The 25,800-nt window shown below is 63.6% G+C and carries 32 protein-coding genes; 10 read left to right on the forward strand and 22 right to left on the reverse strand.

What is annotated here, in order from left to right; genetic code table 11:
- Positions 1-44: 44 nt before the first annotated feature.
- The 8 genes from LAQ74_RS12675 to LAQ74_RS12705 form a co-directional block, all read right to left on the reverse strand.
- A complete protein-coding gene (locus LAQ74_RS12675; protein ID WP_224332897.1) occupies positions 45-314 on the reverse strand; it encodes a hypothetical protein in 270 nt (89 codons plus the stop codon).
- A complete protein-coding gene (locus LAQ74_RS12680; protein ID WP_224332898.1) occupies positions 304-477 on the reverse strand; it encodes a hypothetical protein in 174 nt (57 codons plus the stop codon). Before LAQ74_RS12680 ends, LAQ74_RS12675 begins: the two co-directional genes overlap by 11 nt.
- On the reverse strand, positions 474-1,160 hold the full coding sequence (locus LAQ74_RS12685; RefSeq protein ID WP_224332899.1) for a hypothetical protein: 687 nt from the start codon (positions 1,158-1,160) through the stop codon (positions 474-476). The genes LAQ74_RS12680 and LAQ74_RS12685 overlap by 4 nt, the downstream gene beginning before the upstream one ends.
- On the reverse strand, positions 1,157-1,282 hold the full coding sequence (locus LAQ74_RS20380) for a hypothetical protein (protein WP_255647684.1): 126 nt from the start codon (positions 1,280-1,282) through the stop codon (positions 1,157-1,159). The genes LAQ74_RS12685 and LAQ74_RS20380 overlap by 4 nt, the downstream gene beginning before the upstream one ends.
- A 408-nt stretch (positions 1,283-1,690) precedes the next feature.
- A complete protein-coding gene (locus LAQ74_RS12690; RefSeq protein WP_224332900.1) occupies positions 1,691-1,837 on the reverse strand; it encodes a hypothetical protein in 147 nt (48 codons plus the stop codon).
- A gap of 314 nt (positions 1,838-2,151) precedes the next feature.
- On the reverse strand, positions 2,152-2,325 hold the full coding sequence (locus LAQ74_RS12695; protein ID WP_224332901.1) for a hypothetical protein: 174 nt from the start codon (positions 2,323-2,325) through the stop codon (positions 2,152-2,154).
- Positions 2,322-2,591, reverse strand: coding sequence for a hypothetical protein (locus LAQ74_RS12700; RefSeq protein WP_224332902.1), 270 nt, complete (start codon positions 2,589-2,591; stop codon positions 2,322-2,324). Before LAQ74_RS12700 ends, LAQ74_RS12695 begins: the two co-directional genes overlap by 4 nt.
- A complete protein-coding gene (locus tag LAQ74_RS12705; RefSeq protein WP_224332903.1) occupies positions 2,591-2,923 on the reverse strand; it encodes a hypothetical protein in 333 nt (110 codons plus the stop codon). The genes LAQ74_RS12700 and LAQ74_RS12705 overlap by 1 nt, the downstream gene beginning before the upstream one ends.
- Before the next feature lie 247 nt (positions 2,924-3,170).
- Here LAQ74_RS12705 and LAQ74_RS12710 point away from each other — a divergent pair, with 247 nt between their 5' ends.
- From LAQ74_RS12710 to LAQ74_RS12720, 3 genes are all read left to right on the forward strand, one after another.
- Positions 3,171-3,320: a hypothetical protein gene (locus LAQ74_RS12710; RefSeq protein WP_224332904.1), complete on the forward strand. Its 150-nt coding sequence runs from the start codon at positions 3,171-3,173 to the stop codon at positions 3,318-3,320.
- A gap of 66 nt (positions 3,321-3,386) precedes the next feature.
- Positions 3,387-4,412, forward strand: coding sequence for a Cdc6/Cdc18 family protein (locus tag LAQ74_RS12715; protein WP_224332905.1), 1,026 nt, complete (start codon positions 3,387-3,389; stop codon positions 4,410-4,412).
- A 52-nt stretch (positions 4,413-4,464) separates the two neighbouring features.
- The gene (locus LAQ74_RS12720; protein ID WP_224332906.1) at positions 4,465-4,893 is read left to right on the forward strand and encodes a hypothetical protein; all 429 of its coding nucleotides are present in this window, start codon (positions 4,465-4,467) and stop codon (positions 4,891-4,893) included.
- A 3-nt stretch (positions 4,894-4,896) separates the two neighbouring features.
- Here LAQ74_RS12720 and LAQ74_RS12725 read toward each other — a convergent pair whose 3' ends face one another.
- Positions 4,897-5,151: a hypothetical protein gene (locus LAQ74_RS12725; protein ID WP_224332907.1), complete on the reverse strand. Its 255-nt coding sequence runs from the start codon at positions 5,149-5,151 to the stop codon at positions 4,897-4,899.
- Between the two features lie 596 nt (positions 5,152-5,747).
- Between LAQ74_RS12725 and LAQ74_RS12730 the strand changes: the two genes are divergently transcribed.
- Entirely contained in the window at positions 5,748-6,413 is a 666-nt protein-coding gene (locus LAQ74_RS12730) for a helix-turn-helix transcriptional regulator (protein ID WP_224332908.1), read from the forward strand.
- Positions 6,414-6,488: 75 nt separating this feature from the next.
- Positions 6,489-7,523, forward strand: a complete 1,035-nt coding sequence (locus tag LAQ74_RS12735; RefSeq protein WP_224332909.1) for a tyrosine-type recombinase/integrase — start codon at positions 6,489-6,491, stop codon at positions 7,521-7,523.
- 310 nt (positions 7,524-7,833) lie between these two features.
- On the opposite strand, the gene LAQ74_RS12740 is transcribed toward LAQ74_RS12735, so the two are convergent.
- From LAQ74_RS12740 to LAQ74_RS12750, 3 genes are all read right to left on the reverse strand, one after another.
- Positions 7,834-8,622, reverse strand: coding sequence for a creatininase family protein (locus LAQ74_RS12740; RefSeq protein ID WP_224332910.1), 789 nt, complete (start codon positions 8,620-8,622; stop codon positions 7,834-7,836).
- 115 nt (positions 8,623-8,737) lie between these two features.
- Positions 8,738-9,757 carry a DUF7972 family membrane protein gene (locus LAQ74_RS12745; protein ID WP_224332911.1) on the reverse strand — a complete coding sequence of 340 codons (1,020 nt, stop codon included), beginning with the start codon at positions 9,755-9,757 and terminating at the stop codon, positions 8,738-8,740.
- A 34-nt stretch (positions 9,758-9,791) separates the two neighbouring features.
- A complete protein-coding gene (locus tag LAQ74_RS12750; RefSeq protein WP_224332912.1) occupies positions 9,792-9,923 on the reverse strand; it encodes a transporter in 132 nt (43 codons plus the stop codon).
- Positions 9,924-10,019: 96 nt separating this feature from the next.
- On the opposite strand from LAQ74_RS12750, the gene LAQ74_RS12755 reads away from it, so the two are divergent.
- Positions 10,020-10,214 (forward strand): hypothetical protein, encoded by a 195-nt coding sequence (locus tag LAQ74_RS12755; RefSeq protein ID WP_224332913.1) that lies wholly within the window; start codon positions 10,020-10,022, stop codon positions 10,212-10,214.
- 24 nt (positions 10,215-10,238) lie between these two features.
- On the opposite strand, the gene LAQ74_RS12760 is transcribed toward LAQ74_RS12755, so the two are convergent.
- From LAQ74_RS12760 to LAQ74_RS12780, 5 genes are all read right to left on the reverse strand, one after another.
- Entirely contained in the window at positions 10,239-11,375 is a 1,137-nt protein-coding gene (locus LAQ74_RS12760) for an ABC transporter permease (protein WP_224332914.1), read from the reverse strand.
- Entirely contained in the window at positions 11,372-12,208 is an 837-nt protein-coding gene (locus LAQ74_RS12765) for an ABC transporter ATP-binding protein (RefSeq protein ID WP_224332915.1), read from the reverse strand. The genes LAQ74_RS12760 and LAQ74_RS12765 overlap by 4 nt, the downstream gene beginning before the upstream one ends.
- Complete coding sequence (locus tag LAQ74_RS12770) at positions 12,205-13,527, reverse strand: COG1361 family protein (RefSeq protein ID WP_224332916.1); 1,323 nt, start codon at positions 13,525-13,527, stop codon at positions 12,205-12,207. The genes LAQ74_RS12765 and LAQ74_RS12770 overlap by 4 nt, the downstream gene beginning before the upstream one ends.
- Before the next feature lie 128 nt (positions 13,528-13,655).
- Positions 13,656-15,008, reverse strand: coding sequence for an RNB domain-containing ribonuclease (locus tag LAQ74_RS12775; RefSeq protein WP_224332917.1), 1,353 nt, complete (start codon positions 15,006-15,008; stop codon positions 13,656-13,658).
- 71 nt (positions 15,009-15,079) lie between these two features.
- Entirely contained in the window at positions 15,080-15,373 is a 294-nt protein-coding gene (locus LAQ74_RS12780) for a DUF7562 family protein (RefSeq protein WP_224332918.1), read from the reverse strand.
- Between the two features lie 184 nt (positions 15,374-15,557).
- Here LAQ74_RS12780 and LAQ74_RS12785 point away from each other — a divergent pair, with 184 nt between their 5' ends.
- The gene (locus tag LAQ74_RS12785; RefSeq protein ID WP_224332919.1) at positions 15,558-16,037 is read left to right on the forward strand and encodes an RNA-binding protein; all 480 of its coding nucleotides are present in this window, start codon (positions 15,558-15,560) and stop codon (positions 16,035-16,037) included.
- 25 nt (positions 16,038-16,062) lie between these two features.
- Here LAQ74_RS12785 and LAQ74_RS12790 read toward each other — a convergent pair whose 3' ends face one another.
- The 3 genes from LAQ74_RS12790 to LAQ74_RS12800 form a co-directional block, all read right to left on the reverse strand.
- Positions 16,063-16,791 carry a DUF1028 domain-containing protein gene (locus LAQ74_RS12790; RefSeq protein WP_224332920.1) on the reverse strand — a complete coding sequence of 243 codons (729 nt, stop codon included), beginning with the start codon at positions 16,789-16,791 and terminating at the stop codon, positions 16,063-16,065.
- Positions 16,792-16,852: 61 nt separating this feature from the next.
- Positions 16,853-18,208 carry a glycosyltransferase family 2 protein gene (locus tag LAQ74_RS12795; protein WP_224332921.1) on the reverse strand — a complete coding sequence of 452 codons (1,356 nt, stop codon included), beginning with the start codon at positions 18,206-18,208 and terminating at the stop codon, positions 16,853-16,855.
- Positions 18,208-18,693, reverse strand: a complete 486-nt coding sequence (locus LAQ74_RS12800) for a hypothetical protein (protein ID WP_224332922.1) — start codon at positions 18,691-18,693, stop codon at positions 18,208-18,210. The genes LAQ74_RS12795 and LAQ74_RS12800 overlap by 1 nt, the downstream gene beginning before the upstream one ends.
- Positions 18,694-18,796: 103 nt before the next feature.
- On the opposite strand from LAQ74_RS12800, the gene LAQ74_RS12805 reads away from it, so the two are divergent.
- Positions 18,797-19,147 (forward strand): cell division protein SepF, encoded by a 351-nt coding sequence (locus LAQ74_RS12805; protein WP_224332923.1) that lies wholly within the window; start codon positions 18,797-18,799, stop codon positions 19,145-19,147.
- An 18-nt stretch (positions 19,148-19,165) separates the two neighbouring features.
- Here the strand turns inward: LAQ74_RS12805 and LAQ74_RS12810 are convergent, their stop codons facing one another.
- Entirely contained in the window at positions 19,166-20,095 is a 930-nt protein-coding gene (locus LAQ74_RS12810) for an O-methyltransferase (RefSeq protein WP_224332924.1), read from the reverse strand.
- A gap of 248 nt (positions 20,096-20,343) precedes the next feature.
- The gene (locus LAQ74_RS12815; protein ID WP_224332925.1) at positions 20,344-21,252 is read right to left on the reverse strand and encodes a class I SAM-dependent methyltransferase; all 909 of its coding nucleotides are present in this window, start codon (positions 21,250-21,252) and stop codon (positions 20,344-20,346) included.
- Between the two features lie 329 nt (positions 21,253-21,581).
- On the opposite strand from LAQ74_RS12815, the gene uvrA reads away from it, so the two are divergent.
- Together uvrA and LAQ74_RS12825 are read left to right on the forward strand one after the other, a co-directional pair.
- Entirely contained in the window at positions 21,582-24,536 is a 2,955-nt protein-coding gene (gene uvrA, locus LAQ74_RS12820; RefSeq protein ID WP_224332926.1) for an excinuclease ABC subunit UvrA, read from the forward strand.
- A gap of 216 nt (positions 24,537-24,752) precedes the next feature.
- Positions 24,753-25,745 carry a WD40/YVTN/BNR-like repeat-containing protein gene (locus tag LAQ74_RS12825; protein WP_224332927.1) on the forward strand — a complete coding sequence of 331 codons (993 nt, stop codon included), beginning with the start codon at positions 24,753-24,755 and terminating at the stop codon, positions 25,743-25,745.
- Positions 25,746-25,800: the final 55 nt, after the last annotated feature.

Here is a 25,800-nt window from a genome sequence, read left to right on the forward strand (position 1 = left end):
CCTGGTTTTGAGCCGATGTACTCGCGTCTGGGACTCGTCGGAGTTCATGCATTCACCCTGATTGCTGGAAACTTGTCTCGGTGTCCAAAGTAGTAGAACAGCGCCATTCCAGCGCCAAAGGCATACCCTACGCTGATGGCAAAGGGCAGCGACCCGCCTTTGGCGAGATAGAGCACGACGGATAATGACGCAAAAAACGTGCCGAAGATCGCGAAGACGTTGAACACGGCTCGTCGAGCGGTGATGACCTTCACATCTTCGTCAGCGGCCATGCGTTCGAGATAGGTACGTCGGGCGTCTCCATCACTCGACACGCGACAACACCTCCGAAGGGAAGACATCGTGGTGATCGTCGCAGACGAACGTCGGCGTCATGTTCTCGCCATCAGCTATCCACTCCGGTGTCTCCTCACAGTCGTCGTGTTCGCACTCCATCTCGGCGAGCGGAATACGTTGAGAGGACTCGTCGGCGGTCATCCGAACAGCCTCCCGAGGAGGCTCTCACTTTCTCTGACCTCGATTTTCTCGCCGTTGACTCTTAGATACCGGATTGATTCGCTTTCGAGGAGCTCGTCGTCTTCCGCCACCTGTTCTGCTGCCCACTCTATGATTTCGTCCTTACTCATTCCTTCCTCACTCTCGTATGTTTTCAGCACATCACACCGGATGGACACGATCTCCTGCTTTCGAGTGCCGGAGACGCTGCGTGCTATGCCATCATCACATCTGCCCGCCAGAACTTCAACAGTTCCAGAAGGAATGCCGTTGGCTGGGTCGTAAGTCTTCGACCGAATTAGAGTCGCATGGAAATAGGTCCCCCCACTTTTCACCGGGCTCAGAGGTTTACACGGGGCAATCTCGCCGACTCGTGCGTATTTCGGGATTTTGTCTCCTGCCCGAAGCACCTTATAATCGCTAAACTCATCTTCGCCGTCTGTCGCTGCCTCGAAGTCCGACGCCATCCGGTGGTCGCTAAACACATCGAACGATACGAACACCTGCTGGCAGAGCTCGCAGTAGTAGAACGTACTGGCCGACTCCGACCAGTCTGAAAGGCTCTCCTTCGCGTGCTCGTGCGGGTCGAACTCCTCAGCCTGATTGGTCGATTCGGGCTGTCCTTCGCCGTTTATTATCCGTTTTATTTCGTTTTTCGTTATCATGCTTTGACTGTCTGCTTTGCCGAGTCTTCAAACCACTCGTGCCCGCATTCGTTGCAGTAGTAGCCGTCAGAGACGGAGACGTAGCGGTTCCGAGCAATCTCTGTCTCCAAGCTATCGCTCATGTTCTCATTCTCCCGAAGGTCCTAATGATGAGAACTACCATGACAATCCCGACTAACAGGTTCATCCAAACAGGCGGTTGCTCGGGTAAGACACCAGCACAAAACGTGGCTGGGTCTGCTCCGTTCACGCTTACAGCAATCGAGCACGCCGCAGCGGATGGGATACTCGCCGCGAATATGAGTGCGTCCTTGGTCAGCCAAACGAATGCACCGATCACAACCAGGGATAGCAGCGGTTTCGCGAGTCGATACCTACCCGCGTTCAAGTCGTCGTTCACTCGAACCACCTTACTTCCTCTCGGAAGGCAAACTTCGAACCGCAACACGGGCACTTCTTTCGGTGGGGATTGAATGTGTCCTCTGAACTGCATTCTTGCCACCTGCAGCTGCTACAGAGATTGACGTCCGTCATCGGGCAACCACCGCCCCGGCGTCGTTGAAGCCGATCTCGCAGTCGTCGCACATCCAGAGACCCAACAGCGGGTCTTTCTCCGTTATCTCAGCGCCGCACTCCGGGCACTGATTACTTTCGGCGGTGAGTCCATCGTCGTTCATTGAGGGGTGAACACCTCAATTCGTCCGTTGCAGGCGGGGCAGACGCCAGAGTGCCCAACCTCCAAGCGGGAGACAGCCTTACCGCAGTGGTGGCACTCCAAGTTATCGACGGTGGGTTCGGTGCTACTCATCTGCGTTTCCTCATGTACTCTACGAGCGCCTGATTCGCTTCGTGCTGTTCGCGTGAGATTGGCTCAACCTCAACTGCGACCAACTCCTCATCGGACGCTTCCAACACGTCACGAATCGCTTGTTCGACCGACTCTGTATCTTCTGGATTCTCAATTACGACACGACGATTAGCCATTGTGAATCTAGAGCTTCTCCCCGCAGACGACACAGTGAATGATGAGAGGTTCACGGTCCGGGTCGTCTACGCTGTTGACTGCCGCTTTGAACGATGCCCCGCAGGAAACGCAACTCTCCGAGCCTTGGCGCTTCGGCTTGAGTCGGTCCGGGAGTTCGCCGAGTGAGTCCTTGTTGCTCATGAGTCCATCGCCTCCACAGGAGTGAACTGTTTGAGCAGCTGGTCGCCGTGGCGGTTCTGAACGTGCCGACGTGCTTTCTCGACACTTCCGAAAGGCTGCGAGCACTTACTGCACGTCCACTTTACTTGCCGACCGATCATACGGTCCCAGAGTTCGGTGAACTCGTCGGGCGACCAGTATTCTGGCGGCTCCTCCGGCGGTTCGTAGTTGAACGACTCGTTGTTCTTCTCCCACTCCTTTCGAGGAGTAGCAGTGTTCGTATCCATCACGCACTCACCTCAGCGTGCATAATCGAATCCCACGCGCTCTGTATGTCGTTCAAGAGGTCCGTATCTGCCGGACCGAACGCACAGTCTCGACACTCGGTGTGGTCGCTAAATCCCCAGTTGCGTGCACCACACTCGGGGCACTCGGGCTGTTCAACTTCGGTTCTCTCCCGAAGCTCGTTCCATGCGCCCATCATCCGGTCGTGGCGATTTGCCTCGAGAACGCCGCTCATCATTTGCTCGTGCAGTTCGGCGTACTCCTCGCGAAGTTCCTCGACGCTCATTTCGTCGTGAGGAATCCCCGTGTCGTATCCACCATTCGTCTCTGCCATACATCCCCTCATATCCCATACTACAAGTATTTTGTCCCGTTATACAGGGACACTAAGCCTCTTATACGGGACAAAGCTCATATCACAAGGGATAGAGTACCACTATATGGGGACAGCGCAACGCTCACGAACAAGTGTGAGCACCGGTATCCTATCCGAAGGTGAACGCGATTTCTTCCGCGGCGAGAAGGACGTGCAAGACCCCGACGGTTATCGACGAAACGCCCGCTATCGAGCCCGAAAACGAATGGACCAAATCGAGGAAGACATCGAGATACTCAAAGACGCCGGTCAAGACGACCTCGTCAACGAGTTCCTCAACCGATTTGGCCGAATCGAACGCCTCGAACGCGAAATAGATCACTTACGCGACCAACTCGACGAAGACCAACACTAACCGTTCGTTTTCACTTTCGCTCTGCACTCCTGACCTTTATCAGCCGCTGTTGAGACTGCCACATTCATGATTACTGACGCGAGGGCACTTCGACCAGAGTTCATCCCTCAGGAACTCTGTCATCGCGAGGGTCAAATCGCCCATCTCTCCTCGGCGCTGCGGCCGATCACCAACGGCGACCCCGGAGAACACACGTTCATCTTCGGACCCAGCGGCACCGGCAAGACGACGACTGCAAAGTTCGTCCTTCGACAGCTCGAACGCGAAGCTCTCGACATCCGCTGGGGCTACATCAACTGCATGTCGAACAGTTCGAAGTCCGCGGTCCTGCACGGTCTCGCAAGACACGCCGGTCGCGCTGCGGACCTCCGCATCGAAGGCACTCCCGCATCGACGTTCGTCGACCGGATCCGCGAACTCGACGGGCAGTTCGTCGCCGTCCTCGACGAGGTCGATGTTCTCGAAGATCCAACGACGATTCCCGCACTCTACGACCTCTCGAACGTGACGCTCATTCTCATCACCGTCCACGAGGACGATCTCTTCGCAGACCTCGATGACGACACCGGACTCAACGGACGCGTCGGAAGTCGACTCCGCAGCGCCGAGAAGGTCTGTCTCGACAAGTACAGCCAAGACCAGATGTGCGACATCCTCCAGGGGCGCATCGACGCCGGGTTCCGCGACGGCGCCGTCAACGACGAGACGGTCAGCTACATCGCCGACGTCGCCGCGGGTGACGCCCGGCTCGGTATCGCGCTGCTCCGCCGGTCGGCTCGGTGGGCCGTCGAGATGCAGCACCGACAGATCACGCCCGACATCGTCGACGAGGTTGACGACGACGCGCGCGAGGAGATACACTCCCGCCACGTCGACGCACTCAGCACCCACCAACGGATGCTCTACGAGATAATCAAAGAGCGCGGCGAAATCGAAGCCGGGGAGCTTCGAGCGGAGTACGAACGACGAGCGGGCAGCAGCGCGAAGTCGGCACGGATGCGACGGAAGTATCTCCACGGCCTCCAGCGCTACAAACTCATTCGGTCTCACGGGTCCGGTCGGTGGAAACGCTACGAGATTCGCCAGTACTGAACTACTCTTAGAGCCACCAAACTTTATTAGAATCTAACTGATACTCCCGTGTATGATTGCCGCCACCCTTGAGCGAGTCAAGCAGTATCTCCCCGGTGGCGACGGCCCTCGACCGCACATCGATCACCGCGGGCGACCCGTCCGAAAGCACGTCGTCGACAGCCCGCTCGTGACGATCTTCTTCCTCATCCCGCTCGGATACCTCATCGGCGTCTGGATGCTCGTCGGTGCCGCCATCATCCTCCTGATGCTCTGGGCAATCGGCCTCGGTGTCGTCGAAACCCAGAGCCTCTCGACGCAGCTTATCTACGAGTCAATGCCGTCTGCTTTGATAGCGGATCCACTATTCGACATTCTACTGTTCCGGCTCATACAAACGTCTTGGTACGCGTTCCTATCGTGCCTCGGATGGGTCGTAATTGTGTATCTTGCCGACGCTATCGACTGGTGTTATCGGAAAACGAAGAAATTTGTACGATAGATTCTACTCTTTCTCGATCTCTCCCGTTTCGAGTTCTTCGTCAAGGTAGCGTTTTCCCAGCGCGGTTATCGAATAGTAACCGCCCTCCTCACGAGAGAGTAATCCACACTCAGTTAGTTTTCTGCATCTCTCTCCGACGTAGTTTCGATGCGCATCGATATTTCGTCCGATTACTGCAGGTGGGACCTCTCCAGCATCGCGAACGTATTCTAGAATAGAATCATCCACGGGAACCATCCAGTCGGCACGCTCGCGCATACCGAAACCCGTCCCGTAGAGCGTTTAGTACCCTCATATGTCCTCCCGGTTAGTTGCGTATGCACGCCCTAATCTTTGCGTATGCAAAGGTTAAAGTTGGATGAGTGAACATTACTCGCCAACGGAAGCTACGCGGACCTGTCGCTCCTCGATGGGTCCACTCGAAAAGCGGACCGGTGTAGGGACCGGGTCCGCGGATGCTCCCGTAAATCAGGTACGGAAGCCATGTACGCAGACTACTCGCGGGGTCTTGAAGGCCTCGAACGACAAGCTGTAACGCGAGAAGAACAACCGACGACGTGCCGGACGTGCGGGCAAGCGGTCTCGGGGATCGAGACGCGCGGGCCGTCGACACACCACCTCCGGCCGTGCGGTCACTCCGCTGACGCGCTGGCCCTCCGCCACGCTTCGAGTTTCTACCGGAACTACCGGAACTCTACCGGAACCGACGGCATGGGCCGTCTCTCCGACGAAAACGGGCGCGAGAGCGGAAATCGTCGTTCTACCGGAACTGCCCGCTCCAGAGCTTTTGAGGAGTCGTTCAATCAGTCGTCCATGCGGGACATTCAGACCGCGGAGAACAGAGGCGAATCGGCATGAGTGTGGAGTTGACGGAACTGAGCGGATTCCAGCGAGATCTGCTGACGGCGGCGGTGTCGCTCGACAGTCGAGGCGAGCGGGTCGCGGGCGCGGACATCAAGGAGATCGTCGAGGAGCGCCTCGACGGAGAGGTCAACCACGGCCGTCTGTACCCGAACCTCGACACGCTGTTCCAGAAGGACCTCATCGAGCGCGGGATGGTCGACCGGCGAACGAACAGCTACCAGCCGACGGCGAGGGGTCGGCAACTCGTCAGCGAGCGCGGCGACGCGCTGGCGACACTCTGTGACTGCGCGGGCGTTCATCACGTCCGTCCGGTCGAGGAGACCGACGCTGGCGTTCGGTGGGCGTCGCTCGCGGGATTCCAGCGAGACTTGCTGGTCGCGATTGGTTTTCTCAGCCTCGGAGAGTCCGACATCATCGGACTCGACGTCAGAGACCGCCTCGGAGAGCAGATGGGCGTCGAGATTACCAACGCGCGACTGTACACGAACCTCGACGTGTTGGTCGAACCGGGGCTGGTCGCGAAGGGATCTGTCGACGGGCGCTCGAACTCCTACGAACTGACCGCCGACGCGTGGCGGCTCATCCGTCATCAGCAGGTGGTGCTTGAGGAGGCGACCGAGGTCCAACTCATCGCCGACGGCGGTGACGAAGCGTGAGCGACGTCGAACCCGAACCATCGGGGGTAACCCTCGGGTCGACGGTCCGCAACCGCGACGGTCACGAGGTCGACTGTGAGTGACGAACTGATTCCACTCACCCCGGCCGAGGGCGTCGAGCGCTTCCTGGCGCACCGGAAGCCTAGTGTGGCGAAGTCGACGTTCCACAACAACAAGACCGTCCTCGAGCACTTCCTCGCGTGGTGCCGTGAGGACGAGGTCGACAACCTGAATGACATCAACGGCCGTTTGATGGCCGATTTCGTCACGTGGCGACGAGAGCAGGTCGAGCCGATCACGCTACAGAAGAACCTCTCGGCGGTCCGCGAGGCGCTGGGGTACTGGGCCGACATCGATGCCGTCCAGGAGGGACTCCGCGAGCGCGTTCACGCGCCGGAGGTTCCCGACGGGTCGGAAGCTCGGGACATCAAGGTGTCTCCGGAGCAGGCGAGGGAGATCGTTTCGTACCTCGACCGGTTCCAGTACGCATCTCGCGACCACGTCATCATCGGGATGCTGTGGCGGACGTGTATGCGCCTCGGTGCGCTGCGGTCCATCGACGTCGACGATCTCCGGCCGGAGAAGCACGCGGTGTACCTTCGGCACCGACCTCAGTCTGAGACGCCGCTCAAGAATGGACAGAAGAGTGAGCGTTGGGTGTGGCTCGGTCCGACGCTCTCGCAGATCGTCGAGGACTACGTCGAGCATCACCGCGAGGACGTTAAAGACGACCACGGTCGGAAGCCGCTTCTGTCGAGCCGGTTCGGTCGGCTGAGCGAGACGGCGATTCGGAACTGCTGCTACCGGATGACGCAGCCGTGTGTTCTCGAGGAGTGTCCGCACGGGCGCGAGCCGCGGACGTGTGAGGCCGTCGGTGAGCAGAGTCTCCCGAGTAAGTGCCCGTCGTCGAGGTCGCCGCACGCGTTCCGCCGCGGAGCGATTACGGACCATCTGAATCGCGGTGTTCCACCGGAGGTCGTGAGCGAGCGTGCGGACGTCGGCCTCGATGTGCTGTACAAGCACTACGACGCGCGTCGGCCGGATCAGAAGATGGACGTTCGAGTTGAGGAGTTCTTGAAGAGTAAATTCGATGATAAATCTAGGCAATAAATGATAGCAAGCGTAACGGTACACGGTAGTCAGCAAAGTGTTGAGTTCCCCGCGAGTCCATCTCCTTCGGTCGCTTCGCTCCCTCAGTCGATGGACTCGCGAGGTCACACTCACTCGCTTCGCTCGTTCGCGTGACCCCCGCGAGTCCACAGGTCGTAATCCAAGTAGGTGACCGACGCAAACTGGATTTCGACGAGGGGACGGGCGTGAACGGGTGATTCCCCACCGATTGTACGCCCGGAATCGGATCATCTCTCAGTAGGTATATCCTCTCCGCCGGTTTCCGTGTCGAACTACTCTCCGACGACCGTCACTCCGACGTTTCGAGCGCGTCGACGAGCAGTCGGATGTCGGACACCGCCGACTCGACCAGTTTCGCGCCCTTCCGTCGCGTCGCGACGGTCGGATCGCCGATGTTGCCGGTCGGCGTTAGTGCTTCCATGTCCTCGGCGCTCAGCGCCCACCCGACCTTGTTCTCGCCGAGCGCGTCGTAGTCGGTCAGCGGTAACGACTCGTCGGGCGGCGGGACGTCTGTCGCCCGGTCCATGTCCACCAGCTCGGGGAACAGTTCGAGCATGATGCTCGTCTCGAACTCCGACGCGTGAAACGACACGTCCCCGGTACGGATCTCCACGGCGACGTCGGCGAACAGTTCGACCAGTGGCACGTGGAACGCTTCGATGCCGAGTTCGTTTCGCAACCGCCGGACGACGATTTCGAGTTCGGGGTCCTGTGCGAGGTAGTGGCCGTTGAGCAGCAGGATGTGTTCGATTCCCCACTCGGTCGCGGACTCGCAGATGTCGAAGACGTACCGCTGGAACGTCTCCGTCGAGACGGTGAACGTCCCCGGCTTGAACGTGTGGTGGGGGCTCACGCCGTACCACAGCGGCGGTGCAAGCAGAGCCGGACTGGCCGCGGCGACCCGCTCGCCGATCGCCTCGGGCATGTACACGTCCACGCCCAAGGGCAAGTGGTGGCCGTGCTGTTCGGTGCTCCCTACCGGGAGCAACAGCGTCCTCGTCTCGGCCAGCGCGTCTTCGAGTTCCTGCCACGTCATCTCCGCGACGCGGTACCCCGTCGTCTCGGCCGTCCCGGTCATGTCCACCCGTTGTCCCCCTCGGTGATATAGTAAACGCCGGCGGTATCGGGCCAGGTGGGTTCGAGTCCGGATCACCGACGTCCACCACGACGGAGTCACGCGAACGAACGAACCGTCACTCCTCCCAGTCGATGAGCGGGGCGCGCTCCGACTCGTGGAGGACGAACGGGCCGATGGCACCGGTCTGCTTCGCGATAGAGGCCGTCCGGAGGACGTAGGCCGTGAAGACGAAAAAGGGGACCAGCGCGAGTGTGATTCCGAGGTTGATGAGCCAGACCGAGAGCGGGACGCCGAGTAGCGACCCGGAGACGACGCCGGGTTTGAGGTAGAGCGCGGCGACGACGGAGACGACGAGCGCGGGAATGCCCGTGAAGAGGATCCGCCGCGAGAGGTTGACCAGTTCCCACTGGAGGTAGTGGGCTTTGAAGAACTCCTCGGCCGGGCCGAACAGCTCCAGAATGTCGACCACGTCGTCGAAGGCCTCCGTCTCGTCCTCGTCCAGGCTCTCTTTGTGCTCCCAGTACACCCGGCGGATCACGTAGATCTTCCACGAGTAGTTGTACCCGAGCGCGGCCCGCATGACGGTGAACTCGCCGAACTGCGCGCCGTCCAACTCCTCGGAGATCATTTCGGCGCTTTCGGCGATTCGGTCGACGAACTGGTCGACCCGTCGTCTGAGGAGTCGGTCGGAGTTGCCCTCGACGGCCTCCCGAAGCGCCTTCGCCCTGTCGAGGCTCGTGTCGACGAGCGTCTCGAGGAACCTATCGGGTTCGGGCGGGCCGGTCCACCGGAACTCCCGCTCTGACTCCTTGCGAAACGCCATCGACTTGTCCATGCGCTCGCTCTGGCGACCCAGCGACCCGAACTCCTGGGAGAGCACCAGCTGGTTTACGGAGACGACGAGCGTCGTTCCGGTGATGAGGACGCCGACGAGCGTCTGGAACAGCGTCTCGACCGAGTCACCGGTGGTCAGTATCGACCGAAACGGGAGGTCGAGCGCGCCGAACGCCATCAGGAGAACGAGCGTGGCGAACGTCAGTATCGCCGTCACCGTCATGCGGTTCGCGTCCAATAGCGTTCGCTCGGCGAGCGAGCGGTCCTTCCCCTCCGCGGCGTGAGATTCGGCCCGGTCCATCGTCAAAAAACGGCGCTCGAACGTTCGACGGTGCTTAACTCCCGCCCAGGAAGCGCAGCGCCAGTGCGGCGAGGATAGTGAGAACCCCCGCGATGGTCGCAAAGGGCGGGATGGGGATGAACAGCAACACGATACCGACGAGCAACACGATTGTACTGGTTCGCATACCTAACAGAACAACGCCGAGTGAGGTAACTCCTGGGGCGGACGTATCTCGAGGTCGGCCCCAAGAGTAATCCTTTCGAGCGCCGTACAGGGAGGTATGGGGACGATACAGAACGTCGCGCGGAGTATCGACAACGTGACGAACACCGTCTGGGACCGACAGGGGACCCTCATGAAGGCAGTCGTACTCCTGTTGCTCATCGTCTCGGGTATCGGCATCCCGCTCATCCTCATCGCGCTCGTCGCGCGTCTCATCGTCGAGGACAGCCGCGGCAGCACGAGCACGTACTGAGCCGTCGGCATCCGTAACACCGACTCAGCCGCGAAGCGCCTCGACCGGCGGTTCGTTCGCGGCTCTCCACGCGGGGTACAGGCCGCTGACGAGGCTGACGACCACACCGAAGACGAACGCGCCGACGAGGTAGAGGCCGTTACTCGGGTCGAGCGCGACGGCCAGCGTCACCGGCGTGAAGTAGTAGAGTCCCGCGGTGACGAGCGCGCTGAGCGTCGCCCCGATGGCACCGCCGACAGTCCCGAGCAGCGCCGCCTCGACGACCAGCATCCGTAGCACGTCGCGTCGTTGGACGCCGACGGCGCGCAACACCCCGATCTCTCCTCGACGCTCCGAGGTACTCATCAGCATCACGTTGAAGATGCTCACGCCGGCGACGACGAGCGAGATGCCCGCCAGGCCCAAGAGGAAGGCGTTGAGAAGCGCGAAGAACTCGCCGATCTGGTCGAGGATGGTCGAGAACTCGAACACCGTGACGCGCTCCTCGCGGGCGTTCAACCGCTCGCGGACCGACGCCGCGATATGGCTCGCCGCCTCGCCGGAGTCGGCGCGGACGACGACCTGATTGTACTCGTCGCTGACGAACTCCTCCGGCGGGAGAACGACTCCGTTATCCGGCGATACCGGCGAGATGTCCTCGGTCGGAGCGAGCACGGCGACGACGCGGTACTCGTTGCCTTCGATGTCGACGATGCTGCCGACTCGCAGGTCGAGTCGGTCAGCGAGTTCCGCGCCGACGAGAGCGCCCTGTCGGTGTCGGTCGGGTATCGTCCCCTCCGACGCCGAGAACAGCGCCGTCGGCGTCGAGATGCCGTACAGCGTCGCGAACGACTGCCCGCGACCGTTCGAGACGACCGCGCCGTCGCTGATGAGCGGCACCGCCGTCCCGCGTCCGGCGGTGAGTTGCTCGACTGTCTCGACCTCGCGGGCGGAAAGCGAGGTGACGCCCGCGTCCTGGTTCGGTCCGACGACGACCTGGTTGCCTATCGCGCCGAGTTCGTTCGTCGCCGACAGCTGCAGCACGTTCCCGAAGATGCCGAGCGTCGCGATGGCGAGCACGCCGATGACGATGCCGAGCGCCGCCAGCGCCGACCGCAGGCGGTTCCGGTCGAGGTTACGCCGCGCCATCAGTATCGCCGGGAACCGCCGGTCGAGTTTCATCGTTCGGCTCCGTCGGCAGCGTGAGAGCCGTCCGTTTCGCGCACGTCGACCACGTCGTTCCCCGCGCCGGCGGCATCACGGTCGCGGATCACGCCGTCGACGAGGCGGACGGTCCGGTCGGCGAACTCCGTCACTTGGGGGTCGTGCGTCACCGCGACGACGCTCACGCCCGTCTCGCAGACGCGGCGGAACTCCGCGAGAATCTGCGCGCCCGTCTCCTGGTCGAGGTTGCCCGTCGGTTCGTCGGCGAGCAACACTCGCGGCTGGTTGACGAGCGCGCGAGCGATGGCGACACGCTGTTTCTGCCCGCCCGAGAGTTCGGTCGGTGTATGGTCGAGGCGGTCACCGAGGCCCACCCGGCGGAGTAAGTCGCGCGCTCGGTCCGTCGCCCCCGGGTCGTTCTCGAAGATGGTCGGTAGTTCGACGTTCTCGGTCGCCGTCAACGTCGGGATGAGATAGAAGTCCTGGAAGACGAAGCCGATCGCCTCTTTTCTGGCGTTCGTCTGAGCCTCGTCGTCCAACGTCGTCACGTCCCGTCCGAGCAGATAGCGCTCGCCGGCGGTCGGTTCGTCGAGGAGGCCGAGCATGTTCAGCAAAGTGGACTTGCCGCTGCCGCTCGGGCCGACGATGGCGACGAACTCGCCCGGTTCGACCGAGAAGTCGATCCCGGCCGGTTCGTCGTCCCGTGCGTCCCGCCCGCCGAGTGCGACGACCGTCTCGCCACCCGTCTCGTACTCCTTTCTCACCCCTCGCAGTTCGAGCGTGGGGCCGTCGTGGGCGTTCACGGCCGTCGCGTCGAAGGCGGTCCCGAGAGACTGCGACTGCTCTGTCATCGGCGACGGCGGACGGCAGCGAGTGCCGCCACCGCCGCGAGACTCACCCCCGTGAGGGCGACGAGTGACCCGACGTTCGTCGAGAGCGGCGAGAGGATACCCCGCTCGCGCTCTGGCGGCGACAGCGACCGGTCGTACGGCAGTTCGACCGTCTCCGAGTAGCGAACGCCGTTCGCCACGTAGGTCACGTCGACGGGGACGACAGTAGCGTTCTCTCTATCGACTTCGGCGGTGAGGTCGAACGGCGCGAACTCGTTGCCGTCGACGGTGCCGACGAAGTAGTCGCGGATAGGGTACGTCGGCGTGACGTGTTCGGTGTCGCCGACGGAGACGGTGACGCCCGTCACCGGCCCGTCGTCGGGGTTGCCCGCGTTGCCGGTGATGCGTAGCACGCCGTCGGGACCCATCGAGAGGTTGACGTTCGTCAGCACGATCGACCCGGAGGCGGGGTCGTAGGGGAACTCGGTTCGGGCAGTACCATCGCGCTCGCCGATACGGTATCGCGTCTCGAACGTGACGCCGTTCTGCTGGCCAACGAAGCGCAGGTCGACGGTCGTCCGCGCAGAGTCGCCGGGGGCGAGCGGTCCGGAAACCGACTGTCGCGGGAGTTCGGTGCCGTTGCTCACCGGGACGACGACGACGTCGCGTATCGGCGCGTTCCCGAAGTTCGTCACGACCACGTCTATCCGTCCGGGTTGTACCTCGTCGTCGCCGCTCTGCTGGAGTGCGCCCTCTCCGCCGCCACCGCCGAGCAGTACGCCGAGTTGTCCCTGGGCGCCCTCTTGGCCGTCGCCGCTCCGGACCGACTCGACGCGGACGGCCACGTCGTCGACGAGCGGTCTGACCGGCACCGACTGGCGGTAGCGCGTCGTCGCTTCTTCGCCGTCGGCGGTATAGGAGGCGCGAACCGTCACGCGCCGGTCGCCCGCCTCGCGCGGCAGGAGGACGAACGGCAGTTCTTCACTTGCGCCGGCGTCGAGAACGGGGACGGTCTGGCGGGCGACGACGGCGTCACCGCCCCGAATCGCGGCCGTCACGGTGACGTTTCGAATCGGCGTCGTCGTTGGGTTCGACAGCGTTACCGTCGCGCGGTTCTGCGTCTCGGCGACGAAGTCGGTGGCGTTGAGTTCGATCTGGGGTTCGGAGTCGGCGACCTGCAGCGGTGGACCGTCGACCTGTGCGGGCGCGGGGAGGGGCAACACCTCCGAGGCGGCCGCGGAGTCGAACGCGGTGCCACCGGATCCGATCGCTGCCGCTCCGGCGGGAACCACGGAGACGACGAGCAGGAGACACGTGAGAAGCGCGACGGGTGCCTTCATTACGACGGTGAAGGACGCGACCGGCAAATAGGTTGTCGCGGCCGTGAAATCCCGCTGAGCGGCCGACGACTGAATCCGCGTTGGGACTGTCGTGTCGGACGGGGACGACGGCGCTGCGGAGTGCTCGTCTACGCGCCGTCGTTCTCCCCACCGAACTCGCCTGTCGACTCTTCGCTCTCGTCGGCCTCGTTTCCATCATCCTCGTCCTCGTCGACGACGACGAGGCCGCGGTTGTTGACTGCGTAGGGGTCGAGACCGACTTCCTGCATGAACTGCTTGTAGAGACGTTCGGCCGTCTCCCCGTCTTTCTGCTTGTCGGAGGCGCGGTCGCAGAGTTCGACGAGGTCCTCGGGGACGTCGTTCTCGTGGACGATCCAGTGGTTGATGAGGTCCGAGAGCCGTCGGATGGGCGAGGTGAAGTGACCGTAGATGTCGAAGTTCAGCGCGTGGTGGCCGCCGAAGGGGTCGTTCATGTACTTCGCCCGGGGCATCACCTTCAGCACGGCGCGCTGAATCTTGTTGAGCATCCGCGGTGGGGCCTCTTCGAGCGCCGCGTTGACCGCCTTCCGGGGGTCGTCCCACGAGCCGCCGGGTATCTTCACGCCGTCGAGTTCGGCGATCTCTCGCAGGGCTTTGTCCCACTGGTCGGGCGTCGGCTGCGGGTGGACACGGTACATCGCCTCGACGCCGCGACCCCACATCAGTTCGTGCGTGACGGCTTTGTTCGCCTTCAGCATGCACTCTTCGATGATGGTGTGCGCGTGGTCACGACTCGGGTTCAGGACGAGCGAGCCGTCCTCTTTTCGCTGCTCGTGCATCCGGTCGGCGAGTTCGTAGGAGAGCGTGATCTCGTCGTGCAGCGGCGCGTCGGGGTCGTCGAGTCGTTTCTCGCACTGGCTGTAAGTGAGTCGCTCGTCGCTCTCGATGACCGATTTGTAGATGTCGATAGATTCGTAACCGAGGTTCTCTTTGTCGAGGCGCATCTCGACGGTGTGCGCGAGCCGTTCCTCGTTCGGCACGAGAGAGCAGACTGTCTCGGCGAGAATCGGCGGCAGCATGTGGACGGTGTAGGCGGGGAGGTAGACGGTGTTGCCGCGTTTGACCGCCTCGGCCCACATCTCCGAACCCGGGTGGACGTAGTGGCTCACGTCGGCGATGTGGACCCACAGCGTGTACGCCTCGTCGTCCTCTTCGATGCTGATGGCGTCGTCGAAGTCCTGGGCGTCGGCGGGGTCGGTCGTCCACGTCGTCATCTCGCGGAGGTCACGGCGGTCGTCGACGGCGTCGCGAATCTCCTCGGTGACGTTCTCGGTTCGTTCCTTCGCTTCGCGGCGGACTTCTGGAGGGAACTCGTCGCGGATTTCGAACTCCTCGAACAGTTCCTCGCGCTTGTTCCGCAGGTGGCGGTCGAGTTCGGGGTCGATCTCGACGGGACCCTGGCCCTCGGCGGTGCCAGCCTGCGCTTGTGCGTCGTTCGACATACGCGAGAAATTGGGCGAGAGGTAGTTAGTCGTGTCGGGGTCCGACGACGGGTTCTCGCGCGACCCGCGAATCAGTCCTCGGGTCGTCCGTACCGGTCTTCGACCGCGTGCAGATAGCGCGTGAGAAACTCCGCCTGCGGGAGTCCGTCCTGTTCGATGTCGAGGATGAGCGATTCGAGTTCGCCCCGGGGTTGCCAGCAGAGTTCTCGGTGACAGTCTTTACAGAGATACTCGAACTGTTTGCCGTGGCGGTTCCAGCGGTCACCCTCCTTGTCGTACTCGCGGGCCTCCGACCGGAGCACCGACGAGCCGCAGGCGATGCAGACGACGGTCTTCCGGTCCCGACCCGTGCGGGAGCGCCACATGAATGAGTGGTTGGCCGGTGTCTACTTAGCGTTTGTGCGGCGTCAGACGCCCGTCCGCGGCCGAGACAGTCAAAATCGGAGGAACGAGTAAATCGGAGGTTTACGCCGCGGCGACGACGAGCGATTCGGCCGCCGCGGAAGGCAGAGCGGGCGATTTATTCCCTCTGAACGTCAGGGAGGGCGTATGGACGTCAAATCGCGTCACCACCTCCGGAGCGACGACATCAAATCGCTGGAGACGACGCTCTCGGAGTCTCTCGGCGTCGAACTCGACGGCGACACCTACGAGTTCGTCGAACTCACCGGCACCGAGTTCGACCTCGTGTTGGTCGACGGCTCGCCGGCGGTCCTCTACGTCGACGACGAACCGTTTCTCACGGTTCGAGGCGCCAACGAGTACCCGCCGCAGGACCACGTCGTCACCGTCGACGCCGGGGCCGTCTCCTTTGTCAGCGGCGGCGCGGACGTGATGCGACCGGGCATCGTCGATGCCGACGAGGACATCGAATCCGGCGACCTCGTCGCCATCGCCGAAGAGACCCACGGAAAAGTGCTCGCCGTCGGACGGGCGCTCGAAGACGGCGCGAACCTCGTCGGCGACGCGGGAAAGGTCGTCGAGTCCGTCCACCACGTCGGCGACGACCTGTACCAGTTCAGCGTCTGAGCGCGTCCGGCCGTTCTCGTGTCGGTCACTCTTCGCCGGTTGCATCGGCCGAACTGTCGCTTTCCGGGTCGTCCTCCGCGTCTTCCTCGTGACGTTCGAGCACTATCTCGTAGCCCCGCTTCGCCTCCTCGTACGTGGTCCGCAGGTCCGCGACGGGCGTCTCCGTGGCGTCGACCCGCAGGTCGTCGGTGAAGCCGTCGGGTTCCGTCCCCGTTCGTTTCACGAGCAACGCGGCGCTCTGCACCGGCAGTTCCTCCCGCTTGTCGCCGCCGACTTCGTGGCCCGCTTCCAGGGCGTCGATAAGTCGCTCGGCCAGCGGCGCGTCGCCGTTGGCGTCCGACTCGTACGCCTCTGCGGTCGCCTCGACGACCTCCTCGCCGACGAGCAGATTGCCCGCGACGGTGTAGTTCTCGCCTTCGACGTGCCCGTACCAGCCGTTGCACGCCTCGCCGGAGAACGCGAACGTCCCCTCGGCGTCGACGCCGTGGAGCTGTCGCTGTTCGCTGTCCTCGTCGGCGTTCAGAAGCGACTGCAGCGCGTCCTCGACGGCGAGGCCGTCGTCGACGTACTCGACACCTCTTCGACCCAACTCGACGTTGACGAGGCTCTGCGTCGCCACCGCGCCGTTCTCGCTGGCGAACGGACAGAGCGTGCCGACGCCGGGCAGGCGGGTCGTCACCGCGACGCCGAATCGCAACTGCTCGTCGCCGTCGCCGTCCTCGTACTCCTCGCGGACGCAGATGCTGAACGTCACGGTGGGCGGGTCGCGGTGTCGGCGCAAAAAGCTCCGTGTACCGGCACGGTGGCGACTCGAACTACTCGTCGAGCCGACTCGTGACGTACACCGACGGTCGGCGGAGCACGAACTCGTCGAGGAACGCCGCGAGCACCACCACGCTCTGCAGCGCGAAGTACGCCGGAAGCACCAGCGGGGCCGCGTACTCGCGGACGCCGTGGTGGTGACCGTCGACGGCGTCGCGAAGGAAGAGCGCGTACGGAACCGAGAGCGAGAACAGCGAAGAGAGCGAGAGCCACCGGAGCACGGAGTCGGAGGCCGCCAGTTCGACAGTCGCGACCGACCCGGGGACGACGACAGGGGAGATCAAGAAAACAGGAGAGAGGAGGACGACGACGGGAAGCGACAGCAACGCGGCGAACGTGTACGCGGCGTCGAGACGCGTGACCACGGGGGCGTCCGGACTGCGGAGCAACCCGGTGAGCGACCGCCGCGCAACCTGCATTCCGCCGCGCGCCCACCGCCGTCGCTGCCCGGCCCACACCGACAGCGTCGTCGGGTTGCGCTCGGTGGCGACGATGGACGGGTCGACCCGAACGCGCCCGCCGCGAGCGTGGATGCGCGTCGACATCTCCACGTCTTCGAGCAGCACGTCCTCGTCGAACGGCCCGAGCGCCGCCAGCGTTTCGGCGCGGAAGAACGCCTGCCCGCCGGTGAAGAGCGAAAACCAGCCCAGACGCGAGCGGGCGACGAACATAATCCGTTCGGCCAGGTGGCGCTCGACGGTCGCACAGAGCGCGATGAGCGACTCGTCCGCGTTACGTCCGTAGCTTCGACCTTTGACGCACCACGTCTCCGCGTCGGCGACGAGCCATCGGACCGCCCGCGAGAGCGACCCCGGCGCGAGCCGTTGTCCGGCGTCGAGACTCGCGACAACGTCGACGTCGCCGTCGACGTGAGAAAGCAGGTGGTTCACCGCCGCCGCCTTTCCCGCGGGGGGTTCCGAGCGTTCCACGGCGCGAGTTCGAGAGTCGGCGGCCGCCGCGCGTCGGGCGGCCGCGACCGTCCCGTCGGTGGACGCCGCCTCGTAGCCTACGAGGACGTTCACGCGGTCGGAGGGATAGTCGAGTTCGGCGCAGGCGTCGAGCGTCCCACGGAGGGCATCGGCGTCGTTGTAGGCGGTGACGACGACGCTCACCGCCGGGGGGTCCGCCGGCAGCGGCGGTGGGTCCGGGTTTCGCAGACACGCGACGCCGGTCGCGAGAACCGCCCTGAACGTCACTCCGGAGGCCACGAGCACGCATAGCACGGCGATAAGCGGTCCGTACCACGAAATGACGAGTACAGGCGAACAGAGGGCGACCGAAAGGCCGAGCGCCGCCGCGGCGGTCGCGACCGTCCGGCCGTCCTCGCCGCCCGGCGTCTCGACCCGCATCAGCCGTCGTGCGGCTCTCGGGTCCCGAACCAGATGCCGATTGTGAGCCCGTAGACGACGTGACCCGCGTGGAAGACGACGGCCTCGTCGTGGTCGAGATCCATCCCGAGCAACCGCCTCAGCATGACCCGCGTTCCGAACACCGAGAGCGCGAGACCGTAGAGGACGCCGACGAACAGCGTCGTGGTCAACCCCCGGTCGCGGATCGTTCGCGCGACGGGGACGAAGGCGACGCCTCCGCCGATACCGTAGAGGAAATGGAGCAGAAACGCCGGCCCGATCGCGTCGGGGTCGCCGCCCGCGTACTGCTCCCAGAACGCGCCCGTCGGCGGGAGCGAGCGCGCGACGGGGAGTCGAAACAGCGTCATCACGGCGGTTCCGATGGCACCGGCCCACACGCCGGTGACGAGCGGATGGCTTCGAAACACCCGGTCGGTTCGGTCCGCGGCGCGGTCGACGTCGGGAGATTGAGATGGGGAACTCACACGATAGGGTCCACGAGGCGACGGAAAGGCGTTTGGTCCGTCGGTCGGCGAACCGCGACCGTCTGACGTAAGAACTATTGGGAGACCCACCGCTGTAGGTGGCATGGGTATCATGAGCAAGATTCTCGGGAACGGACAGCGCTCCACCGAGGACTACGTCGAACTCGACCTCGACGACTTCGACACCGCACAGGGCGAGGCGGGAATGACAGTTCACATCGCCGAGATCGCCGGACAGCAGGACGTTATCGCCATCAAAGACGCGGTCTACGACGGCGATTTCGTCATCGCGGACATCACGCGACTTCGCACGCAGGACCGAACGGTCGAGCACATCGTCGACGAACTCCAGCAGGTCGCCCGCGAGGTCGACGGCGACATCGTACAGAAGGGTGACGACCAACTCATTCTCGCGCCGACCGGCGTGAAGATCGCCCGGCAGAAACTGGACTGACCGACGGAACGGCCTCGGTCAGTCGTCGGCGACCGAGTCCGCCGCGATCTCGGTCGCTCGGTGGCCGTTGGTCGCGTCGTCGGTCGCCGTGTCGAGCGGCTTTCGGGCGTACCGACACCAGCCGGGTCCGTCGTACTCGTCGAAATAGACGTAGTGAACCGCGAGTTCGCCGTGTTCGGCCTCTTGCACGCGTTCGGTGACGAACGTGTCGAACGCGTCGTTCCACCCGACGTGCGGGGAGACGAGCACGCCACCGGGAGAGAGATGCTCCCACGCGAGGTCGAACTCGAACAGCATCCCCGTCTCCGAGTGCTCGGAGTCGTGGACGAACATGTCGATTTTACCCACCTCGTCCAGTAGGAGGGGCAGTTCGCGCTGTGGTCGTCCGGCGACGAGTGTCCAGCGGTCGCGGAGGCCCTCGGGAACGATCCAGCCGGGTTGTTTCCCCGACGGCAGGAGGTGACTGCCGTCCTCACAGCAGGAGGGTCGTCGCCGCTCGTAGTGTCGTTTCGTCTCGGGGTCGAGTTCGTCGAACTGCGTCGAACAGTCGATGGAGTACAGTCGCCCGGAGTCGTTGCGGTCGAGCGCGGCGAGCACGGCGAGCGTCGAGACGCCGCTGTAGACGCCCGTCTCGACGACGGTCGTGGGTTTCTGCTTTCTGACGAGCGCGTAGTAGCGGACGCACTCCTCCTTGTGCGAGTCGTATATCGGCTGCGAGTGCGCCTGCCACGCCTGGTAGAGCAAACCGGGGACTCGACTCTGCTCGAACTCCTCTTCGTACGCCTCGAACTCCGCTCTGCTGTCGAAGAAGCGGTCGGCGAACGCTTCGCGGGAGCGGCTCTTTTGCTGGTAAAGTTGCCAGGACGCGCCGGGATACAGCGTGTAGAAACATCTCGTCGCCAGCGGCTTGGTCCACGAAGGAACGTTCGTGAATGCGGCGCGACGCATTCGATTGAGAGACGGGACAGACATGTATCTACGTCTCGTGCTTATCGGTGATAATTAGATGCTCCGTAGCAGTTCGTAACATTCGGCTTCCCGGGAGAAACGTGGCCACCATCGAGGGACCGCCGCGTTAGAGTCGATTAGGTCCGAAGGTAGAGTCGGTTAGGTCCGAAAACGGTCGTGTCGACCCGATAATGGCGTCCGTAACTGGGGCGCGTCGACCGTTGAGCGGCGACAGGAGAACGAACTGGTTAGTCGTCCGACACCGCGTACGGTTCGCCTTCCGGGACAGTTTCGGGCGTAAGCGAGGCGTTCGGCTTGCGAGCGTACTTCCCCCACCCTGGCTGACTGTGCTTGTCGAAGTGAACGTAGTGTTGGGCGACTTTGCCGTGGTCGGCCTCTGGCGCGCGTTCGGTGACGAACGTGTCGAACGCGTCGTTCCAGGCGACGTGGTGCGAGAACAGCATCCCGCCGGGGGAGAGATGCTCCCACGCGAGGTCGAACTCGAACAGCATCCCCGTCTTCGAGTGCTCGGAGTCGTGGACGAACATATCGACCGTACCCAGTTTCGAGAGGAGTTTGGGCAACTCCCGCTGGGGGCGTCCGGCGACGAACTCCCACCGACCGTGGAGTTTCTCGGGGACGATCCAACCCGGTTCCTTGTCCTCCGGAATCAGGTGGCTGTCGCGCTGGGAACAGGAGGGACGCCGACGTTCGTACCGTTCGAGGTCCTCCTCGTCGGTCGGGTCCAGAAGCGACGAGTAGTCGATGGAGTACAGTCGCCCGGAGTCGTTGCGGTCGAGCGCGGCGAGAATCGCGAGCGTCGAGACGCCGTGGAAGACGCCCGTCTCGACGATGGTCTGTGGTTCGTACTTTCGGATGTACGCGTAGTAGCGGACGCAGTCGTCCTTGTGGATGTCGTAGAACGTCTCGTTGCCGAGTTCGTCGTACGCTCGCTTGAGGTTCTCGGCGATGACGCCGTTCATGAACTCCGCCTCGTACGCCTCGAGTTCCGCCTCGCTGTCGAAGAACCGGTCGATGAACGCCTGGCGTGTGAGCTCTTTCTCTCTGAACGTCTCCCACGAGGCTTGAGGGTGAAGAACGTAGAACGCCTTTCGCACCGCGGGCTTCACCCAACCGGGGGCGAGTTCGAATGACATCTGTCGTGCGCGTTTGACATGCCGAACCAGCATAGGAGGTACCCACGTACTTACACGTCAAAAGTACGCGCCGATGAAAACACGTGTAATTCGAGCGTTCTTTTCGTTTAATTGACTAGAACTGGGGTATGTTGTCGTTGATAGACGGACACCGTCGGGTGAACGCCCCGTAGCCGCGAGTTTCCAAATTTCGGATCTACAGGGACTCAGTAACCCGTCCACCGGGGTCGAAAGGGATGCATAACGGCTGTATGGCCGGCGTACTGCGCGTGCGAACGCCCCGCAGAACCGACGAGTATTCAGGCGTCCCCTGCATAGCGTAGTTCCAGATGAGTAAGGACTACATCGAGGTCAGAGGGGCCGAAGAACACAACCTCAAAGATCTCGACGTACGCATTCCCCGCGAAACGTTCACCGTCGTCACGGGACTGTCGGGGTCCGGGAAGTCGTCGCTCGCCTTCGAGACCATCTACGCCGAAGGACAGCGGCGCTACATCGAGTCGCTGTCGGCGTACGCCCGGAACTTCCTCGGCCAGATGGACAAACCGCAGGTCGAAGCGGTCGAAGGGCTCTCGCCCGCTATCTCCATCGACCAGAAGAACGCCGCCAACAACCCCCGTTCGACGGTCGGAACCGTCACCGAACTCCACGACTACCTCCGTCTGCTGTACGCCCGCGTCGGGACGCCGCACTGTCCGGAGTGCGGCCGCGAGGTCGGCGAGCAGAGCGCCCAACAGATGGTGCGGCGCATACTCGAACTTCCGGAGGGAACGCGCGCGAAGATCGCCGCGCCGGTCGTCCGCGACCAGAAGGGCGCGTTCGAGGACCTGTTCGACGAACTCGTCTCCGAGGGCTACTCCCGTGTCGAAGTCGACGGCGAGGAGTACGACCTCGCGATGGAGAAACCCGAGTTGGACGAGAACTACGACCACACCGTTGACGTCGTCGTCGACCGGGTGAAGATTTCGGAGGAGGCGCGTTCGCGCATCACCGACTCCGTGGAGACGGCGCTCGAAGAGGCCGACGGCGTCCTGAAGGTCGTCGTCCCCAGCCCGCCCGCGGCCGACGAGTTCCACCTCGGCACCGAGGCCCGCGCGACCGGTGACCTCGCCGGCGGCGGCGACGAACGCCTCGTCGTCGAGTTCTCCGAGGAACTCGCCTGCACACACTGCGGCATCGACTTCTCCGAGATCGAGACGCGCTCCTTTTCGTTCAACTCGCCGCACGGCGCGTGTCCCGAGTGTGAGGGCATCGGCAACACGAAGGAAATCGACCCCGACCTCGTCGTCGAAGACGCCTCGAAACCCATCAAACACGTCTTCGAGCCGTGGAGCTACAAGCGGTCGTACTACCGAACGCGGCTCGACTCCGTCGCCGACCACTTCGGCGTGAACGTCTCGACGCCGTTCGAGGAACTCGACGACGACGTCCAGCGGCAGTTCCTCTACGGCACCGACCGGCAGGTCGTCTTCGAGCGCCAGACCCGAAACGGCGTCCGGCGGAAGACGAAGCGCTTCGAGGGCGTCATCCCGAACCTCGAACGCCGCCACGTCGAGACCGAGTCGAAGGGGACCCGCGAGCACATCGAGGAGTACATGGCCGTGACGACCTGTCCGGCCTGCGACGGGACGCGCCTGAAACCTCAGTCGCGCTCCGTCTACGTCGACGGCACGGCCATCACCGAAGTGAACCGGATGAGCATCGGCGACGCGCTCGCGCACTTCGAGAGTCTGGAGGCGGACCTCACCGACCGCGAGCGGACCATCGCCGAGGAGATTCTCAAGGAGATTCGCGCGCGTCTCGGCTTCATGACCGAGGTCGGTCTCGACTACCTGACGCTCGACCGGGAGGCGTCGACGCTCTCGGGCGGCGAGAGCCAACGGATTCGACTGGCGACGCAGGTCGGGTCGGGGCTCGTCGGCGTGCTGTACGTGCTCGACGAACCCTCTATCGGCCTCCACCAGCGCGACAACGACAAACTGCTCGACACGCTCGAAGGCCTCCGGGACCTCGGCAACACGCTGCTCGTCGTCGAACACGACGAGGAGACGATGCGCCGCGCGGACAACATCATCGACATGGGTCCCGGACCGGGCAAGCGCGGCGGCGAAGTCGTCGTCCAGGGCGACTTCGACGAGGTCTGTGAGGCCGACGGCTCGATTACCGCCGACTACCTCTCGGGCCGGAAGGATATCGATGTCCCCGAGACGCGGCGCGAGCGCGACGGCGAACTCACGGTCCGGGGCGCGCGTCAGCACAACCTGAAAGACCTCGACGTGTCGCTACCGCTCGGTACATTCACGGCCATCACGGGCGTCTCGGGGTCGGGGAAGTCGACGCTGATCCACGACATCCTCTACAAGGGGCTGGCCCGGGAGATGAACAACAACACCTCCGTCGACCCCGGCGACCACGACGAAATCGAGGGAATCGACCAAATCGAGACGGTTCGGCTCATCGACCAGTCGCCCATCGGTCGGACGCCGCGGTCGAACCCGGCGACGTACACCGGCGTCTTCGACTACGTCCGCGAACTCTTTGCCGAAACGAAGCTCTCGAAGCAGCGCGGCTACGAGAAGGGTCGCTTCTCGTTCAACGTCAAGGGCGGCCGCTGCGAGGAGTGCGGCGGCCAGGGCGACGTCAAAATCGAGATGAACTTCCTCTCGGACGTGTACGTCCCCTGCGAGGAGTGCGGCGGCAAACGCTACAACGACGAGACGCTCGACGTCACCTACAAGGACAAGACCATCGCCGACGTGCTCGCGATGGAGGTCGACGAGGCCTACGAGTTCTTCGAGGCGAACTCCCAGATTCGCCGACGCCTGCAGCTGCTCAAGGACGTCGGCCTCGGCTACATGACGCTCGGCCAGCCGTCGACGACGCTCTCGGGCGGCGAGGCTCAGCGCATCAAACTCGCCGAAGAGTTGGGCAAGAAGGACACCGGCGACACGCTGTACCTGCTCGACGAACCGACGACCGGCCTGCACAAAGAAGACGAGCGGAAGCTCATCGACGTGCTCCATCGACTGGTCGACAACGGCAGCACCGTCACCGTCATCGAACACGAACTCGACCTGGTAAAGAACGCCGACCACGTCCTCGACCTCGGCCCCGAAGGCGGCGAGCACGGCGGTGAAGTCGTCGCCGCCGGGACGCCCGAGGAGGTCGCTCGCGAGGAGTCGTCGTACACGGGACAGTACCTCCGTGACATGCTCCCGGCCGTCGATATCGAGGGACCGCGCGCGGACAAGCGCGAACCCGCGAAGCCGACGACGGACGACTGAGCGCGGAGGCGAGTAACGCCGCCGCTCGGAAGGGGTGAACGGCCGGCGGGACTGCGCTCTGCGCGAGAGGCTCGCCGGACACCCGCCTTGGCCCCGTCGCGGCACGACGTTACATCGAGAGCGTTTGGTCTCCTTTTCGATGATAAACTCTCGCCGGACCGACGGTCCGGGCGAGTCGCCAGCGCGCTTATCTACGCCGCGGCCAAATCGCGTGGTATGACAACACAGTACGCAGCGTTGCGAAACGTCCTCCTCGTCGTCCGCGGTGGGCCGGGTGAGTGGCTCGTCGACAAGCGCTTGGCCGACCACGACATCGAGTGCGTCGCCGCCGCACCCGACGGGAAGACGGCGTTCTGCGGAACGTTCGACGCGGGGTTCTGGCGAACCGACACCGAGGGACAGACGTGGCACCGCGTCGGCGACGAGACGCTCACCGACCCGGTGATGTCGGTGGCCGTCGACCCGAACGACCCCGACCGCGTCTGGACCGGGACCGAACCGAGCGCCGTCTATCGCTCCGACGACGGGGGAGAAACGTGGGAGCAGTGCGGGGGGCTGACCGACCTCCCCTCCGCCGACGAGTGGTCGTTCCCGCCGCGGCCCGACACCCACCACGTCCGCTGGCTTGAGGTCGACCCCTCGGATTCCGATCACCTGTACGTCGGCGTCGAGGCGGGCGCGCTGGTACAGACCCACGACGGCGGCGAGACGTGGGAGGACCGCGTGCCGTCGGCGCGGCGGGACAATCACAGCCTCGCGACCCACCCGGACGCTCCCGACCGAGTGTGGTCGGCGGCGGGCGACGGCTACGCCGAGAGCGACGACGGCGGCGAGACGTGGGACCATCCGCAGAAGGGACTCGACCACCGCTACTGCTGGAGCGTCGCGGTGGGGCGCGAGGCGAAGAACGTGCTCGTCTCGGCGGCCAGCGGCCCTCGGTCGGCGCACAACGTTGACGCCGCGGAGGCGTACGTCTATCGGCGTCGGCCCGGCGAACCGTGGAAGCGCCTCGACGGCCTCCCCACTGGTGAGGGGGTGACGCGTCCGGTACTGTCGACGGGCGGCAACGGGTCGTTCTACGCGCTGTCGAACCGCGGACTCTATCGGTCGCAGAACAGCGGAAAGTCGTGGACGCGCGTCGACATCCCGTGGCCGGAGGCGTACGAGTCACAGACGGCACGCGGACTGGCGGTAGTCACGGAGTCGTAGACAGGTCGTCGGTCCGCACACGAGCGGACCGAACCGAGAAGGTATATAGTCGTCC

Source organism: Haloprofundus halobius (assembly GCF_020097835.1).
Taxonomy (GTDB): domain Archaea; phylum Halobacteriota; class Halobacteria; order Halobacteriales; family Haloferacaceae; genus Haloprofundus; species Haloprofundus halobius.